We start from the raw sequence: 15,632 nt of genomic DNA, 5'->3' as shown, positions 1-15,632 counted from the left end.
TATGACGGCGTCAGTTGTGCGACTGTTCCTGGTCTTCCGGCGGCGGCGCCGAGACCAGATCGACCATCTGGCGGCCGCCCGTGCCGATCGCGATCAGGCCGAGCCCGTCGAAGAGCAGCGCGAGCGAGAAGAAGCAGCCCAGGACGTACAGGCTGCTGCGCGGCCAGTCGAAGAGGACGAGAAGGCCGAGCAGCACGCCGAAGGCGCCCTGCACGAGCGTCCAGCCGAACTGCGGGCCGCGCACCACCACGCTGCCGACCAGGCGGAAGACCCCACCGGTCAGGAAGAGCAGCGCGGCGAACATCGTCAGCGCCTCCGCGGTGCCGACGGGGTTGCGGATGACGACGATTCCGGCCGCCAGGTTCAGCGCGGCGACCACCACACCGAGCCAGAAGAAGTTCGAGCCGCGCGACTGGACCGCCTGGAGCAGCCCGACGAGGCCGCCGACCAGCAGCAGCCAGCCGAAGAGGATCATCGAGGTGAGGGTGGCGACGCCGGTGTAGACCAGGCCGACGACTCCTCCGAGCACGAGAACCGCGCCGAGGAGGGTCAGCCGGCCGAAGTCGCGACGGAGCCTCCTGCTCTCGGGTGTGCCTACGGGACCGGTCATGAACGACTCCTCACGTGGCAGCGTCCGCTTCTCGGCCCCTTCTTGATCATAGGTTCGTACGGTCCGGATAGCATCCGGCGCATGGAGCCACAGCTTGAGCACGCCGTCGCGGACGGGGTCGCCACCATCGTCATCAGCAACCCCGCCAAGCGCAATGCCATGACCGCCGGGATGTGGCGCGCGCTGCCGGGGCTGCTGGAGCGGCTGGCGGCGGACCGGGGCGTACGGGCGCTGGTCCTGACCGGGGCGGGGGACACCTTCTGCGCGGGGGCGGACATCTCGTCGCTGCGGGAGCCGGGCGAGGAGCCGCAGGGGCTCGCCGTGCGGGCCGAGGAGGCGCTGGCCGCGTTCCCGAAGCCGACGCTCGCCGCCGTACGCGGGTACTGCGTCGGCGGCGGCAGCCAGCTGGCCGCCGCCTGTGATCTGCGGTTCGCGGAGGAGGGCGCGTCGTTCGGGGTCACGCCCGCGAAGCTCGGGATCGTCTATCCCGCGTCGTCGACCCGGCGGCTGGTCGCGCTGGTGGGCCCTTCCTCCGCCAAGTACCTGCTGTTCTCGGGCGAGTTGATCGATACGCGGCGGGCGCTGCGCACCGGTCTGGTGAACGAGGTGCTGCCGGAGGGCGAACTGGCCGGGCGGGTGGCCGAGTTCACCCGGGTGCTGGTGTCGCGCTCGCAGCTGACGCAGGGCGCGGCGAAGGAGTTCGCCGACGGCCGCTTCGGCCGGGACGCGCACTGGGCCGAGCAGGCGCGCGGCAGCGGCGACACCTCCGAGGGGGTCGCCGCCTTCCTGGAGCGCCGGGCCCCGCGCTTCACGTACGGGCTCTGACGCGGGCCACGGCCGGCCCCGGGCCACCGGGGCCCTGTCCTGGTGACCGCGCCGGTACGCGACGGCCTCGGCCGGGGCCTCCTCTCCGGCGAGCCCGCGCCGTACGGCGGCCGGGGGTCGTACTCGACGAGCAGCTGGAGCCTCTGGGCGACCGTGTCTGCGCCGATCCGGCCGAGCAGGCGGAGTGCCATGTCGATGCCGGACGAGACGCCGGCGGCGGTGACGTACTTCCCGTCGAAGACGACGCGCCCGCCGGCCGGTTCGGCGCCGAAAACCTCCAGTTCCTCCAGCGAGAGCCAGTGCGTGGTGGCGCGGCGGCCCCTGAGGAGTCCGGCGCCGGCGAGTACGAGGGAGCCGGTGCACACGGAGGCGTTCTCGCGCAGCCAGTCGGTCAGGCGCGGGCCGGGGGCGCGGGTGTGCCCCGGCCGCCGGGGACGAGGAGGGTGCGGCGCGCGGGCTCGTCGGCGAGGGCGGCGTCGGGGACGAGCCTGAGCCCGCTGGAGGTGCGGACGGGAGCGCCGTCGAGCGAGGCGCTGCGGATGCGCTACGCCCCGGGGTCGCCCGCCTGGACGGCCGCGCCGGCGAAGACCTCCACGGGGCCGGTCACCTCGAGGCTCTGGACCTCGTCGGACAGGACGACGCGTACGGATCGCTGCGTCATGCGCCCGTCACTCCGGGCCCCGGCAGCTGTCCGCAATGACGAGAACCCCACCTTCGCCGCCAGGGGGTCCCGGCGCTTCCAGACGTACTGACCAGTCGGTAGCGTACGGTCATGACCTCTCTTCCCGCGCGCGCCGGCCGCCGCTGCCACAACGCCCTCAATCCGCTGCACTCGACCGTCTACTTCTCCCCCGACTTCGCGAAGGAGCTGGCGGGGGTGGGCATCGAGGACAGCAGCGCCGCCTACTTCGCGGGCCGGGGCGCCGCCATGGGCGCGGTCGGGGCCGGTGCGATCACCGCGACGTTCTACAACTTCAACCACGACCTCGTCGCCCGTCACGTGCCCGGGGTGTGGCGTACGGCGTCGCCCGAGACCGTGCTCGCCGCGCGGCTGCGCGCCGCGGACTCCACGCTGCGCCGGCTGCTCGGAGCGGAGGCCGTCGCCTCCGACGAGATGGCGGAGGCCGCCGGGCTCGCGCTGCGCGCCGCCGAGGCGTGCACCCGGCAGGCCCGTCCGCTGTACGCCGCCCACGCCGATCTGCCCGTGCCCGAACAGCCCCACCTCGCGTACTGGCACGCCGCGACGCTGCTGCGCGAGCACCGCGGCGACGGCCATCTGACGGCGCTGCTCGCCGCGGAGCTCGACCCGGTGGAGGCACTGGTCAGCCACACGGCGACCGGCAAGGGCATGTCGCCGCGCTGGGCCGTGACGACCCGCGGCTGGACCCGTACGGACTGGGAGGCGGCCGCGGGACGGCTGCGGGAGCGCGGACTGCTCGACGGCGAGGGCGAGTTGACCGAGGCGGGCACGGCGCTGCGCGCCGAGCTGGAGGACGCCACGGACCGGCTCGACGCGGCGCCGTACGCACACCTGGGCGCCGAGGGCACCGAGCGGCTCACCGAGCTCGGCCGCGGCTTCCTGGCGGCGGCGCTGGGAGCGGGTGCGTTCCCCGCCGATCTCACCGGCACGTGACATCGCCCGCCGCGCAGGGCGTTTGCGCCGCGTGATGACGGACACCCGAGCTGTGTCGGACACCGAGATGCGTGTCGGGCACCGATACAGCAGGAGGTACACCGTGTTGCGTGCGATTGCAGATGGACTCCGGATGATCGGCTCGGCCATCGCGACAGTGGTGACCCTGCCCTTCCGGCTGGTCGCCCAGCTCTTCGGCGGCGCGTCGAGCACCGCGTCCCGCGGCGGTGGCCGCGCGCGCCGCGCCTGACCGTCCGGCCGGGGCGCGCGCGACACGGGACCCGACGACCCTGCACAATGCAGGCTCAAGCACAGCCCGCAGGAGAAGGCGAGTCGGGAACATCGTGACGACGTCCATCGAAGGCAGGATCGCCGAGGAGCTCGGCGTAAAGGAACGGCAGGTCCGGGCCGCCGTCGAATTGCTCGACGGCGGCTCGACCGTGCCGTTCATCGCTCGCTACCGCAAGGAAGCGACCGAGATGCTCGACGACGCGCAGCTGCGCACGCTGGAGGAGCGGCTGCGGTATCTGCGGGAGCTGGAGGAGCGGCGGACCGCGGTCCTGGAGTCCGTACGCGAACAGGGCAAGCTGGACGCCGCCCTCGAGGCGCGGATCCGGGCCGCCGACACCAAGGCCCGGCTGGAAGACATCTACCTGCCGTTCAAACCCAAGCGCCGGACGAAGGCGCAGATCGCGCGCGAGGCGGGGCTGGAACCGCTGGCCCGGGGACTGCTGGCCGACCCTTCGGTGGAGCCGCTCGCGGCCGCCGCCGCGTTCGTGGACGCGGCGAAGGGCGTGGCCGATGCCCAGGCCGCCCTGGACGGTGCGCGGTCGATCCTGACGGAGACCTTCTCCGAGGACGCCGATCTGATCGGTGAGGTGCGGGAGCGCATGTGGTCGCGCGGGCGGCTGGTCGCGAAGGTGCGCGAGGGCAAGGAGGAGGCCGGCGCCAAGTTCGCCGACTACTTCGACTTCGCCGAGCCCTTCACCGCGCTGCCCTCGCACCGGGTGCTCGCGATGCTGCGGGGCGAGAAGGAGGACGTACTCGATCTGGTGCTGGAGCCCGAGGAGCCGTCGGAGGCTCCCGGTCCCTCCCCGTACGAGAACATGATCGCCCGGCGGTTCGGGATCTCCCAGCAGGGCCGGCCCGGCGACAAATGGCTCGGCGACACCGTGCGCTGGGCGTGGCGGACCCGGATCCTGGTGCACCTGGGGATCGACCTGCGGCTGCGGCTGCGGACCGCCGCGGAGGACGAGGCGGTACGGGTCTTCGCGGCCAACCTGCGGGACCTGCTGCTGGCGGCGCCGGCCGGGACGCGGGCGACCCTCGGGCTCGACCCCGGTTTCCGTACGGGCGTCAAGGTCGCTGTGGTGGACGCCACCGGGAAGGTGGTCGCGACTGATGTCATCTACCCGCACGTGCCCCGGAACAAGTGGGACGAGTCGCTGGCGACGCTGGCGCGGCTCGCCAGGGAGCACGCCGTCGAGCTCATCGCCATCGGCAACGGCACCGCGTCCCGCGAGACCGACAGGCTCGCCGGTGAGCTGTGCGACAAGCACCCCGAGCTGAAGCTGACGAAGGTCGTGGTCTCGGAGGCGGGTGCCTCCGTGTACTCGGCCTCCGCTTTCGCCTCGCAGGAGCTCCCGGACATGGACGTGTCGCTGCGCGGCGCCGTGTCGATCGCGCGGCGGCTCCAGGACCCGCTCGCGGAGCTCGTGAAGATCGACCCCAAGTCGATCGGGGTCGGGCAGTACCAGCACGACCTGGCGGAAGTGAAACTGTCGCGCTCGCTCGACGCGGTGGTCGAGGACTGTGTCAACGGGGTGGGCGTCGACGTCAACACCGCTTCGGCGCCGCTGCTTTCGCGGGTGTCGGGGATCAGCTCGGGGCTCGCCGAGAACATCGTCGCGCACCGGGATGCGAACGGCCCGTTCCGGTCCCGGAAGGGGCTCAAGGACGTGGCGCGGCTCGGCCCGAAGGCGTACGAGCAGTGTGCGGGCTTCCTGCGGATCCGGGGCGGCGACGATCCGCTGGACGCGTCGAGCGTGCACCCCGAGGCGTATCCGGTGGTGCGGGCGATGGTGAAGACGGCGGGGAGCGCGGTCGGAACGCTCATCGGGAACACCGCGGTGCTGCGGTCGCTGCGGCCGGCCGACTACGTGAACGACACGTTCGGTCTGCCGACCGTGTCGGACATCCTGAAGGAGCTGGAGAAGCCGGGGCGCGACCCGCGGCCCGCGTTCAGGACGGCGACCTTCAAGGAAGGCGTCGAGAAGCTCGGCGACCTGGAGTCCGGAATGGTCCTGGAGGGTGTGGTGACGAATGTCGCCGCGTTCGGCGCCTTCGTGGACGTGGGCGTTCACCAGGACGGGCTCGTGCATGTGTCGGCGCTGTCGAAGACCTTCGTCAAGGACCCGCGGGACGTGGTGAAGCCCGGCGATGTGGTGAAGGTGAAGGTGCTGGAGGTCGACATCGCGCGCAAGCGGATCGCGCTGACGCTCCGGCTCGACGACGACGCGGCGGCGCCGCGGGCCGGCGGTGGGCGTGGCGAGGGCGGCCGGGACGAGGGCGGCGGGCGCCGTGAGCGCGGCTCCGGCGGCAGGCCTCCGCAGCAGCGGCAGGGCCGTCCGCAGCGGGGCGGCGGCGGCAAGGGCCAGGTCCCGCCGCCGGCGAACAGCGCGATGGCGGACGCGCTGCGCCGCGCGGGGCTGACGGACCCCGGGAGCAAGGGGCGGAGCGGCCGGAGCTAGGACGCGGCCGGCTCCGGTGGTACCCGGGGTGGTGCGGGTACCACCGGAGCCGGCGGCTCGGGTCCGTGCGCGCGGGTTACGGCGTGATGTTCTGGTTCAGGTGGAACAGGTTCCCCGGGTCGTACGCCCTCTTGACCTCGACGAGGCGGTCGTAGTTGCCCCGGTAGTTGGCCCTGATCCGGTCCTGGTCGTCCCCGGCCATGAAGTTGACGTATCCGCCCTCCTCCGAGTGCGGCGCGGTGGCCCGGTAGTAATCGCGCACCCACGCGGTGTTGGCCTCGTTGTCGGCGGGGTCGGGCCACATCCCGGCGACGACGGTGGCGAACGAGGCGTCCCGGTAGGCGAAGGCCGTTTCGTCCGGCGCCACGCGGTGACAGGCACCGTTGACGGGATAGATGTGGACCGTCGAGTTCACGGCGGGCACCCGTGGCCCGTGCTCCAGGTGCGCTTCGATCGCGGCGTCGCTGAGCTCGGTCACGAAGTTGGCCTTCCAGTAGTGCTGGAGGCCGGGCGGCACCAGCGCGTCGAAGGCGCTGTTGAGTGCCGGGTACGGCATCGGGCCGACGTGCTCGGCGACCACCGGCGCCAGGTCGTGGAACGGCTGGAGGGCGCGCTGTCCCTCGTCGAGTGGCCCGGCCCAGCACGTCACGAGCAGGATGAAGGTGTCGCCGTGCCGGTCCCGGGGGATGAACGGGAGCGGCGGGGCGATCTGGAAGGCCGGGAACACCCCGAGTTCCTCGGGCGCTTCGGCGATGAGCTCGCGGAAGCCCCTCAGGACGGTGGCGGCGTCTTCCAGTTCGTAGAGGATCGGCCCGCCGTAGATGTCCCCGACGGGAGCGAGCCGGAACTCGAAGGAGGTCACCGCGCCGAAGTTGCCGCCGCCGCCGCGCAGGGCCCAGAAGAGGTCGTCGTGCTCCTCCTCGCTCACGACGAGCAGCCGGCCGTCCGCGGTCACCACATCGGCCGAGACCAGGTTGTCGCAGCTCAGGCCGAGTCCGCGGGCCAGGTGCCCGATACCGCCGCCGAGGGTGAGCCCTCCGACGCCGGTGGTGGAGATGATCCCGCCGGTCGTGGCCAGACCGAAAGCGTGGGCCGCCGCGTTGAAGTCGCCCCAGGTGGCTCCGCCCTCCGCGCGCGCCGTCCGCCGCACGGGGTCGACGCGGACGCCGCGCATCCGGGACAGGTCGGCCACCACCCCGCCGTCGCAGGTGCCGAAGCCGGGCACGCTGTGCCCGCCGCCCCGCACCGCCAGGTCGAGCCCGTTCTCCCGTGCGAAGTCGACCGCGGCCATGACGTCGCCCGCGCCGGCGCAGCGCACGACGGCGGCCGGCCGTTTGTCGATCATGGCGTTGTAGACCGTGCGTGCCTCGTCGTACCCCTCGTCCTCGGGGGTGACGACCGGCCCGCGGACCCGTTCGCGCAACTGGTCGGTCGAGTGTTCGCCCATGACTCTCGCTCCTCGTGCCCTTGTTCCCGCGGCTCCGCTCGGAAGGCGCGGCGCCTTGGGGCAGCGGCGTGGAGGCGCGGCGGCGCGACGAGGTACGGCGTCCTTGCCAGGGAGCTCTCCCGCTCGTCTGCCACAGGGCCGGCCTCTTTCCACGCTACGCCGATGGGGTGAAGCCTCAACCCGGAGCCCGTACGGACCGCCCCGGGACGGGGAGCGGCGTCAGACCTCGGTGACCTTGCCGTCCGCGACCTCGATACGCCGTGTCGTGCTGACCGCGTCCAGCATGCGGCGGTCGTGGGTGACCAGCAGCAGCGTGCCCTCGTACGAGGCGAGAGCGGACTCCAGCTGCTCGATCGCGGTCAGGTCGAGGTGGTTCGTCGGCTCGTCGAGGACGAGGAGGTTCACGCCCCTGCCCTGGAGCAGGGCGAGCGCGGCGCGGGTGCGCTCTCCCGGGGAGAGCGTGGTGGCGGGGCGCAGGACGTGCTCGGCGCGCAGGCCGAACTTGGCCAGGAGGGTGCGTACCTCCGCCGGTTCCGTGTCGGGAACGGCCGCGCAGAAGGCTTCGAGCAGGGACTCGGAGCCGTAGAACAGGCCGCGGGCCTGGTCGACCTCGCCGACGACGACACCCGGGCCGAGCGCGGCGTACCCCTCGTCCAGCGGGAGGCGGCCGAGGAGGGCGGCGAGCAGCGTGGACTTGCCGGCGCCGTTGGCTCCGGTGATCGCGACGCGGTCGGCCCAGTCGATCTGGAGCGACGCCGGGCCGAAGGAGAAGTCGCCGCGCCGGACCGACGCGTCGCGCAGGGTCGCGACGACCGCGCCGGAGCGCGGGGCCGCCGCGATCTCCATGCGCAGCTCCCACTCCTTGCGGGGCTCCTCGACGGCGTCGAGGCGCTCGATCATGCGCTGCGTCTGGCGTGCCTTGGCGGCCTGCTTCTCGCTCGCCTCGCTGCGGAGGTTGCGGCCGAGCTTGTCGCTGTCGGTGGCCTTGCGGCGGGCGTTCTTGACGCCCTTGTCCATCCAGCCGCGCTGCATCTGGGCGCGGCCCTCGAGGGCGGCCTTCTTGTCGGCGTACTCGTCGAAGTCCTCACGGGCGTGGCGGCGCGCCCTCTCGCGCTCCTCCAGGTAGGCCGCGTAGCCGCCGCCGTAGAGCTTGATCTGCTGCTGGGCGAGGTCCAGCTCCAGGACCTTGGTGACCGTGCGGGTGAGGAACTCGCGGTCGTGGCTGATGACGACCGTGCCGGAGCGCAGGCCGGAGACGAAGCGTTCGAGGCGCTCCAGGCCGTCCAGGTCCAGGTCGTTCGTGGGCTCGTCGAGGAGGAAGACGTCGTACCGGGAGAGGAGGAGGGAGGCGAGGCCCGCGCGGGCCGCCTGGCCGCCGGAGAGGGCGGTCATGGGGTGGTCGAGGCCGATCGCCAGGCCCAGGGTCGCCGCCACCTCCTCCGCGCGCTCGTCCAGGTCGGCGCCGCCGAGGTCGAGCCAGCGTTCCAGGCTGTCCGAGTACGCGTCGTCCGCGCCCGGGGTCTCGTCGACGAGTGCCTGGGTGGCCTCGTCGAGGGCGCGCTGGGCGGCGGCCACTCCGGTGCGCCGGGCGAGGAAGTCCCGTACCGTCTCGCCCTCGCGGCGCTCGGGCTCCTGCGGGAGATGTCCGACGGTGGCGGTGGGCGGCGAGAGCCGCAGCTCGCCCTCTTCCGGGGTGTCGAGCCCGGCGAGCAGGCGCAGCAGCGTGGACTTGCCCGCGCCGTTGACACCGACGAGACCGATCACGTCGCCGGGCGCGACGACGAGGTCGAGCCCGGAGAAGAGCGAGCGGTCGCCGTGGCCGGCGGCGAGATCTTTGGCGACGAGGGTTGCAGTCATCAGGGCTCCGATCCTACCGAGCGTCCGGAGCGGGCCGGCGGGCGGCGGCGGGAGGGGGTGCGGTCCGGGCGCGGGCGCGGGTGCGGGCGCGGGCGCGAGCGCGGGCGCGAGCGCGGGCGCGAGCGCGGGCGCGGGCGCGGGCGCGGGCGCGGGTGTCAGTGGATCATTGGGGCTGTCAGTACGGCTCCCCTCGTGCGCGCCACGAGGAACGACCGGCCCTTCGTCACTTGCCTGTCCAGTGGTATTCGGTGCTTCCCCGGCTCCAGCACGCCGTCGAAGACCTCGTGGCCGTGCGCCCGGCGCAGCCGGTCCAGGCGGTACGCGATCAGCTGTACCCGGCAGGTGGACGTCACCTCGACCCCTGCCTCGCCCTCCGCCGCCACCAGCCGCGTGAGGCGGCGCTGCTCCGGTGGGCTGCGGTCCAGGGCGGCCTCTGTCCGGGCGACCGGCAGGGGGACGACCGGGGCCAGGCCGTCCACCTGGGCGACGTCCGCTCCGGCCCGGTCGAACGCCGCCCGGACGGCGGCGCGTTCGCTCTCGTCGACGGTCCTGCCGAAGACCACCGCTCCGTACGCCCGCAGTTCGTCGGGCGGGACGTCGGCCGCGTCGCGGGTGATGTCCGCACCGATGTTCACCGTGCGCAGGGCCGCGGCGAGCTTCGCCAGTACGCCGACGCGCGCGCCGATCAGCAGGACGCGGCGGCGCGGCGGCGGCTCCTGGCCGCCGTCGGCCGGCCGGCGTTCCAGGGCGGCCCGGTACTCCTGGCCGCGGAAGCGGAACGGGCCTGTCCCGTGGTAGCCGTTCAGGTCCAGGTCCGCGGTCCCGGTCGTCTGCCAGGCGAAGTCCCGCCAGACGAAGTCGTCCCCGCCCGCTCGATGACGGCGGTGACCGCGCCGCACTCCAGGCTCTCGCATTCGGGGCAGCCGTAGATGACGTACCTGCCGTCCTCCAGGGGCGCGTCCTCTTCGAGGAGCAGAGCGCGTACCTGGGCGGTGAGGATGGCGGGCGGTACGTCGGAGGCGAGCGGTGAGACGGCGTCGAGGTCGGAGAGCCGGCGGAGGAGCGGGCGGCCGTCGACGACGAAGTCCATGAAGTCGCGGTGCACTTGGTAGTCGCCGTTGACGGGAACACCACCGGCACGCATTGCCGGAGCCGGCCCGAAGGACGCGTAGCCGGCAGACATGTCCTGAGTATTCCCAGCCGCGACGCGAGGTGAGCACGCGTCGCGCATTCCGTCGGCGGTGGGGCGCCGGGATGCCCGGCCGTACGGGGACCGGTGCCCTGGCATGCGACGCGAGGGCGGGTGCGTCCTGCCGGTCAGGGGTGGTTGTTGCGGTCGTCCCGGTCGTCCGTACCGGTCCGGGGGCCGCCGCCGGCCTCGGGGCCCGGGCCGATGCGGATCTCGAACTCGCCGGCGTACTTCTCGTGGCCCGCGATCACGGCGCTCTCCACCGCCTCCTCGGCGATCTCACCACGGACGATCAGCGGGTCCTGACGCAGGTCGCGCATGAGGGACAGGCACATGCCCACCATGACCAGCACGAAGGGGGCCGCGACGAGGATGGTGAGGTTCTGGAGTCCGGCGAGCGCGTTGCCCTTGCCGTGGCCGACCAGCAGCATCACGGCCGCCACCGCTCCGGTCACCACGCCCCAGAAGACGACGACGAGCCGGGCCGGCTCGAAGGTGCCCCGCTGGGAGAGCGTGCCCATCACGATCGAGGCGGCGTCGGCCCCGGAGATGAAGAAGATGGCCACCAGGACCATGACGAGCAGGCTCATCACGCCGGCGACGGGGAACTCCTGGAGTACGGCGAAGAGCTGGCCCTCGGGTGTGACCTCGTCCCCGAGCCGTCCGCGCTCCTGGAGCTTCATCGCCGTACCGCCGAAGACGGCGAACCAGACCAGGCTGACGGTGCTGGGGACGAGGATGACACCGCCCACGAACTGACGGATCGTACGGCCGCGGCTGATGCGGGCGATGAACATGCCGACGAACGGCGTCCAGGAGATCCACCAGGCCCAGTAGAAGACCGTCCAGCTGCTCAGCCAGTCGGCGACGTCGCCGCCGCCGGTCGCCGCCTCGGTGCGGCCGGCGAGCTGGGGGATCTCGTCGACGTAGGAAGCGAGGGAGGTGGGGAGGAGGTCGAGGACGAGGACGGTCGGGCCCGCGACGAAGACGAAGGCCGCGAGGACCACGGCGAGGACCATGTTGGTGTTGGACAGCCACTGGATGCCCTTCTCGACACCGGAGACGGCCGAGAAGACGAAGGCGACGGTGAGCACTCCGATGATGGAGATCAGGAGTCCGGTGCCGGCCTTCTCCATCCAGCCCAGTTCGCGGAATCCGCTGCCGATCTGCAGGGCGCCCAGGCCGAGGGAGGTCGCGGAGCCGAAGAGGGTCGCGAAGATGGCGAGGATGTCGATCACCCGGCCGGGGGTGCCGTCGGCGCGCTTCTTGCCGATCAGCGGCTCGAAGACGGCGCTGATGGTCTGCCGTCTGCGGCGCCGGAAGGTGCTGTACGCGATGGCGAGCCCGACCACCGCGTAGATCGCCCAGGGGTGGAGGGTCCAGTGGAAGAGGGTGGTGGCCAGGGCCGTCTGCATGGCGTCCGCCGAGTCGGCGGGGTCGGTGCCGGGCGGCGGGGTGGTGTAGTGCGCGAGCGGCTCGCTGACGCCGTAGAACATCAGGCCGATGCCCATGCCCGCGCTGAACATCATCGCGACCCAGGAGACCGTACGGAATTCGGGCCCTTCGTGCTCCTGGCCGAGCGGGATCCTGCCGTAGCGGCTGATGGCGAGCCAGAGAGCGAAGACGACGAACCCGGAGGCGGCCAGGACGAAGGCCCAGCCGCCGTTGTGGATCAGGCCGCTCAGCATCTTGTCGGAGACGGCCTCCAGCGTCTTGGTGAAGACGGAGCCCCAGACCACGAAGGCGAGGGTGAGAACGGCCGTCACGCCGAACACCACCCGGTCGGTCCGGGGCGTCTCGTCCTCGTGCGGGTGGCGGCCCGGGAGAGCCGCCCTGACGGGCAGCCGCAGCCGTTGAGCCGGTCTCTGTTCGTGCGACACAAGCGGCACCTTTCAGGGATTCACGGAGCCAGATTTCGCTCCCCCGTACCCCCTACCACATGTGTCGCACGTCACAGCCTCTCAGCAGGTGGTGTCGGGCCGCCCGGCGGTGAGGTGGTAGGCCGCACGCTCGTCGAGCAGAAGGACGGCCAGGGCTCGCCGGGACTGGCGGAGGGGTACGTAGGCCCCCTCGGCACCCGGGCGGGACACGACACCGTGCAGGGTCAGCTCATCCCGTACGTCCGCGTACTGCGCCGCGGAGAGGTGGTAGCCGCAGGGCGGGTCCTGGAGGGTCTCGGCGGGCTCGGCCGGGTCGTTGTCGGCGCCGCCGAGGTGGACGGGGCCCCGGTCCGCGAAGCCCGCGCGACGTGCCTGGGCGGTGGCTGCCCCGATGCGGCCGCGTCGCTCGTGCGCGTAGGTGAACGCACTGTCCAGAGCCGCCAGTTGGGTGTCGACACGGCGCTTGTTGTTGAGGGCGGGGTCCTTCTTCTCCGCTTCGGTGAGGGGGTCGACGCGGGTCTCCACCAGGAGGCCCACGGAGTGCTTGATGCCCGCCGTGTTGCGCAGGATGCGCTCCTGGCCGTCGCCCGCCACCTGCTTGACGGGCTCGCCCGTCACCGGGTCGGTCCAGATGCCGTAGACGCCGCTGCTGAATCCGGCGTCCTCGGTGCCGGGACGCACGTACGACTCGGAGAGGGTGCGTGCTTCGGCGTGCACCCGGCCGGCCGTGTTGAGGTTGCGGGGCCAGAGGGCGAGCAGGTCCTTGTCGTAGTACGGCGGGGTGGCGCCGTACTCGTGCAGGTCGTAGACGACGTCGGGACGGTGGTCGCGGATGACGGCGGCCGTCGCCCGCCCCTCGGCGGTCCTGAGGGCGATGTGGTCGCGGTTGATGTCGACGCCGTCGGAGTTGCCCCGGGTGCCGGCCGCGCGGCCGTCGGGGTTGGCGGTGGGGACGACGAGCACCGTGGTGCGGGCGAGGAAGTCGAGGGTCTTCTCGTCCTTGGCGTACGCGAGGTCCCGGACGGTGGTCAGGCAGGCTTCGCGTCCTGACGGTTCGTCGCCGTGCTGGGAGCAGATCAGCAGCACGGTGTTCTCGGTGTGCCGCTGGTTCGCGATGCGTACGAGCTGGAGCGGGCGGCCCTGCTTCGTGGTGCCGATGCCGGACAGCGTGACGCGCTCGCTGCCCCGGTCGACGGCGGCCAGCAGGGCCTGCTCCTCGGGCTGGGTGGTCCAGCGCGCGCCGTTGGACACCTCGAAGCCGGTACGGGGCGGAGCCGACGCCGCCTGGGCGGGCGCCGTGAGGACGACGGGGGCGGCGAGGGCCGTCGCGGTGGCGCAGAGTGCGAGTGCGCGGACAGGTGTGCGCATCAGGGGGTGCCTCCCGGGATCGGGCGGGCGGAGCGCGGTTCGGCCACGCCGTCGAGGCGGGCGCCCGGCGGGGTGGAGTGGGAGGAGCCGGCGGTGGCGGTGGCGAACGCCTTGGCGCCGCCGACCACGGGGAGCTCGGCGTTCGTACGGGACAGGTCGAGGCCGAGGGTGGGGGTGGTGGAGGGCGGGTCGATGAGGCCCGCGTCGGTGCCGCCGACGATCAGCGCGAGACGGTGTCCGGCGGGGACGACGTGGTCGCTCGCGTGGAGGCCGAGGGTGATCGTGTACCGCTTGCCCGGCGTGAGCGGACGGCCGCGGTCCGGGTCCGCGTGGGTTCCGAGGTCTGCCCAGCCGCGACTGAAGACGGTGTAGTCGACGTTCGCGGTACGGGCCTTGGTCTCCTTGAAGCAGGAGCTGTCACCGGTGGTGCTCGGGCCCCAGCAGGTGCGGTCGGTGAGGGTGGTGATGCCTTCGCCGGCCGCGGTGTAGTCGCGGATCGTGTCGGGGCCGAGGTCCACGAGGACCGCGGAGAGGTGCGCGGTGGAGGTGGAGGGCGTGGCGGTGACGGTCACCTCGGAGGAGCCGGACAGGCGCAGGTCGCGGGTGAGCGGCTTGGTGGTGAAACCGGCCTTGGAGGGGGTTGATGTGTCGATCTGCGCGGCCCAGTCGCTCTCGCTGAGCTTGGGATCGTCGGTGAGGGTCTCGGTGGCGCCGGGGGCGGCGGGCTTCAGGGAGAGGGTGCCGACGCCGGGTGCGGAGCCCTTGCCGGGGCGCAGGGTGGCGGCGTCGGCGGAGCGGGGTGGCCAGACCCTGTCGGTGGTCCACCGGTCGGGGGCGCGCTCGATGTCGGCCATCGGCTCGCGGTCGATGCCGTTGTCGTAGCCGAGGAGCTCGTGGTCGAACCAGCGGTGCAGGGTCTTCACCCACTCCCCGCGGCGGAAGTCGAACGGGTCGACGTGGCCGGTCTGCGAGAGCCAGATCTTGCGGTCCACACCGGCGTCGGCGAGGGCGTCCCACCACTGGCCGAAGTGCTTGGCGCGGACGTTCAGGTCCTGCATGCCGTGTACGACGAAGACGCTGGCCCTGACCTTGTCCGCGTCCGGTACGTAGTCGCGCTCGGCCCACAGGCGGGTGAAGTCGCCGTTGCGCGGGGCTTCGTCGACGAGGCGCTTCTGGACGGCCTGGCAGCGGGCGCGGGCGTCGGGGCTCTCGACGTAGTCGGAGAGCCAGTCGGGGCCGCTGTCGTAGAGCGGGGCGCCCTGGGCGAAGTAGTAGTCGTACCAGGAGGAGATCGCGCCGATCGGGACGATGGTCTTGAGTCCCTCGACGCCGGTCGCCGCGACACCGTTGGCGACGGTGCCGTCGTAGCTCTTGCCGATCATGCCGGTGTTGCCGGTGGACCAGCCCGCCCTGGCGCGCTCGCCGCCGGTGCGGCTGGTGTACGCCTTGCCGCGGCCGTTCAGCCAGTCGACGACCGCCTTGGCCGACTGGACGTCGGAGCGGCCGCCCACGTCGACACAGCCGTCGGAGCGGTTGGTTCCGGCGAGGTCGACGGCGACGAAGGCGTAGCCGCGGGGCACGAAGTAGTTGTCGTAGTAGAGGGGGAACCGGACGGGGTCGCCGTTCGCGTCGTACGTCTTCTTCTGGCTCTCGTTGCCGCGGCCGCAGCAGGAGTAGTACGGGCTGGCGTCCATGATGACGGGTACTTTCCGGCCCTGTCGGGCGGGTTCCCGGGGACGGACGATGTCGACGGCGACCCGGTCGGTCCTCCCGTCCCCGTCGCCGTCGATCCTGGTGTCCACCCATACGGCTTCGCGGATCGCGTTGGCGTAGGAGTGGACGGGTCTGCTCTCCTTGGGGCCGGCCGCCGCGGACTGGGCGCCCGTCGGGGTCAGCACGACCGCCATCAGGGCGGCCGCGGCCGCCGGTACGAACCTTCGCCACTTCACGTGGGGTCTCCGCGCAGGTATCGGCATGGGCCGGAAGGTACCCCGGTCAACTCCTGCGCAAAAGGGGGCGGCAGCGCGCAGTGGTGAGCAGTATGACGGCCGGATGTCAGTCCTGTGACAGCAG

Annotated in this window: 10 protein-coding genes and 2 pseudogenes; 4 read left to right on the top strand and 8 right to left on the bottom strand. The window is 72.5% G+C overall.

Going from position 1 to position 15,632, the window contains the following annotated elements; genetic code table 11:
- Nucleotides 1–10: 10 nt before the first annotated feature.
- Nucleotides 11–610: an HdeD family acid-resistance protein gene (locus ACWDZ4_RS12425; RefSeq protein ID WP_451508348.1), complete on the bottom strand. Its 600-nt coding sequence runs from the start codon at nt 608–610 to the stop codon at nt 11–13.
- Nucleotides 611–691: 81 nt separating this feature from the next.
- Here ACWDZ4_RS12425 and ACWDZ4_RS12420 point away from each other — a divergent pair, with 81 nt between their 5' ends.
- Nucleotides 692–1,435: an enoyl-CoA hydratase/isomerase family protein gene (locus ACWDZ4_RS12420; protein WP_451508347.1), complete on the top strand. Its 744-nt coding sequence runs from the start codon at nt 692–694 to the stop codon at nt 1,433–1,435.
- 137 nt (nt 1,436–1,572) lie between these two features.
- Here ACWDZ4_RS12420 and ACWDZ4_RS12415 read toward each other — a convergent pair.
- Nucleotides 1,573–2,096 (bottom strand): annotated as a pseudogene (locus tag ACWDZ4_RS12415) (DJ-1/PfpI family protein); the annotation flags it as partial.
- Nucleotides 2,097–2,207: 111 nt separating this feature from the next.
- Here ACWDZ4_RS12415 and ACWDZ4_RS12410 point away from each other — a divergent pair.
- The 3 genes from ACWDZ4_RS12410 (at nt 2,208) to ACWDZ4_RS12400 (ending at nt 5,818) form a co-directional block, all read left to right on the top strand.
- Entirely contained in the window at nt 2,208–3,068 is an 861-nt protein-coding gene (locus tag ACWDZ4_RS12410; RefSeq protein WP_451508346.1) for an SCO6745 family protein, read from the top strand.
- A gap of 103 nt (nt 3,069–3,171) precedes the next feature.
- Nucleotides 3,172–3,318 carry an LPFR motif small protein gene (locus ACWDZ4_RS12405; RefSeq protein ID WP_451508345.1) on the top strand — a complete coding sequence of 49 codons (147 nt, stop codon included), beginning with the start codon at nt 3,172–3,174 and terminating at the stop codon, nt 3,316–3,318.
- 94 nt (nt 3,319–3,412) lie between these two features.
- Nucleotides 3,413–5,818: a Tex family protein gene (locus ACWDZ4_RS12400; protein WP_451508344.1), complete on the top strand. Its 2,406-nt coding sequence runs from the start codon at nt 3,413–3,415 to the stop codon at nt 5,816–5,818.
- A 76-nt stretch (nt 5,819–5,894) separates the two neighbouring features.
- Here the strand turns inward: ACWDZ4_RS12400 and ACWDZ4_RS12395 are convergent, their stop codons facing one another.
- The 6 genes and pseudogenes from ACWDZ4_RS12395 to ACWDZ4_RS12370 form a co-directional block, all read right to left on the bottom strand.
- Nucleotides 5,895–7,265: an FAD-binding oxidoreductase gene (locus ACWDZ4_RS12395; protein WP_451508343.1), complete on the bottom strand. Its 1,371-nt coding sequence runs from the start codon at nt 7,263–7,265 to the stop codon at nt 5,895–5,897.
- A 219-nt stretch (nt 7,266–7,484) separates the two neighbouring features.
- Nucleotides 7,485–9,122: an ABC-F family ATP-binding cassette domain-containing protein gene (locus ACWDZ4_RS12390; protein ID WP_451508342.1), complete on the bottom strand. Its 1,638-nt coding sequence runs from the start codon at nt 9,120–9,122 to the stop codon at nt 7,485–7,487.
- Between the two features lie 155 nt (nt 9,123–9,277).
- Nucleotides 9,278–10,305, bottom strand: a pseudogene (locus ACWDZ4_RS12385) (oxidoreductase).
- Nucleotides 10,306–10,439: 134 nt separating this feature from the next.
- The gene (locus ACWDZ4_RS12380) at nt 10,440–12,191 is read right to left on the bottom strand and encodes a BCCT family transporter (protein ID WP_451508341.1); all 1,752 of its coding nucleotides are present in this window, start codon (nt 12,189–12,191) and stop codon (nt 10,440–10,442) included.
- 81 nt (nt 12,192–12,272) lie between these two features.
- Nucleotides 12,273–13,559 (bottom strand): M14 family metallopeptidase, encoded by a 1,287-nt coding sequence (locus ACWDZ4_RS12375; protein ID WP_451508340.1) that lies wholly within the window; start codon nt 13,557–13,559, stop codon nt 12,273–12,275.
- Nucleotides 13,559–15,535 carry a Xaa-Pro dipeptidyl-peptidase gene (locus ACWDZ4_RS12370; protein ID WP_451508339.1) on the bottom strand — a complete coding sequence of 659 codons (1,977 nt, stop codon included), beginning with the start codon at nt 15,533–15,535 and terminating at the stop codon, nt 13,559–13,561. The genes ACWDZ4_RS12375 and ACWDZ4_RS12370 overlap by 1 nt, the downstream gene beginning before the upstream one ends.
- Between the last annotated feature and the right edge of the window lie 97 nt (nt 15,536–15,632).

Source organism: Streptomyces sp. NPDC003016 (genome assembly GCF_053591455.1).
This window is presented reverse-complemented; position numbering and strand designations above follow the sequence as displayed.

What these genes read in the sequence shown, in the direction of transcription:
- ACWDZ4_RS12425 (WP_451508348.1), bottom strand. Translation starts at nt 610, where the DNA reads ATGACCGGTCCCGTAGGCACACCCGAGAGCAGGAGGCTCCGTCGCGAC.
- ACWDZ4_RS12420 (WP_451508347.1), top strand. Translation starts at nt 692, where the DNA reads ATGGAGCCACAGCTTGAGCACGCCGTCGCGGACGGGGTCGCCACCATC.
- ACWDZ4_RS12410 (WP_451508346.1), top strand. Translation starts at nt 2,208, where the DNA reads ATGACCTCTCTTCCCGCGCGCGCCGGCCGCCGCTGCCACAACGCCCTC.
- ACWDZ4_RS12395 (WP_451508343.1), bottom strand. Translation starts at nt 7,265, where the DNA reads ATGGGCGAACACTCGACCGACCAGTTGCGCGAACGGGTCCGCGGGCCG.
- ACWDZ4_RS12390 (WP_451508342.1), bottom strand. Translation starts at nt 9,122, where the DNA reads ATGACTGCAACCCTCGTCGCCAAAGATCTCGCCGCCGGCCACGGCGAC.
- ACWDZ4_RS12375 (WP_451508340.1), bottom strand. Translation starts at nt 13,559, where the DNA reads ATGCGCACACCTGTCCGCGCACTCGCACTCTGCGCCACCGCGACGGCC.
- ACWDZ4_RS12370 (WP_451508339.1), bottom strand. Translation starts at nt 15,535, where the DNA reads ATGCCGATACCTGCGCGGAGACCCCACGTGAAGTGGCGAAGGTTCGTA.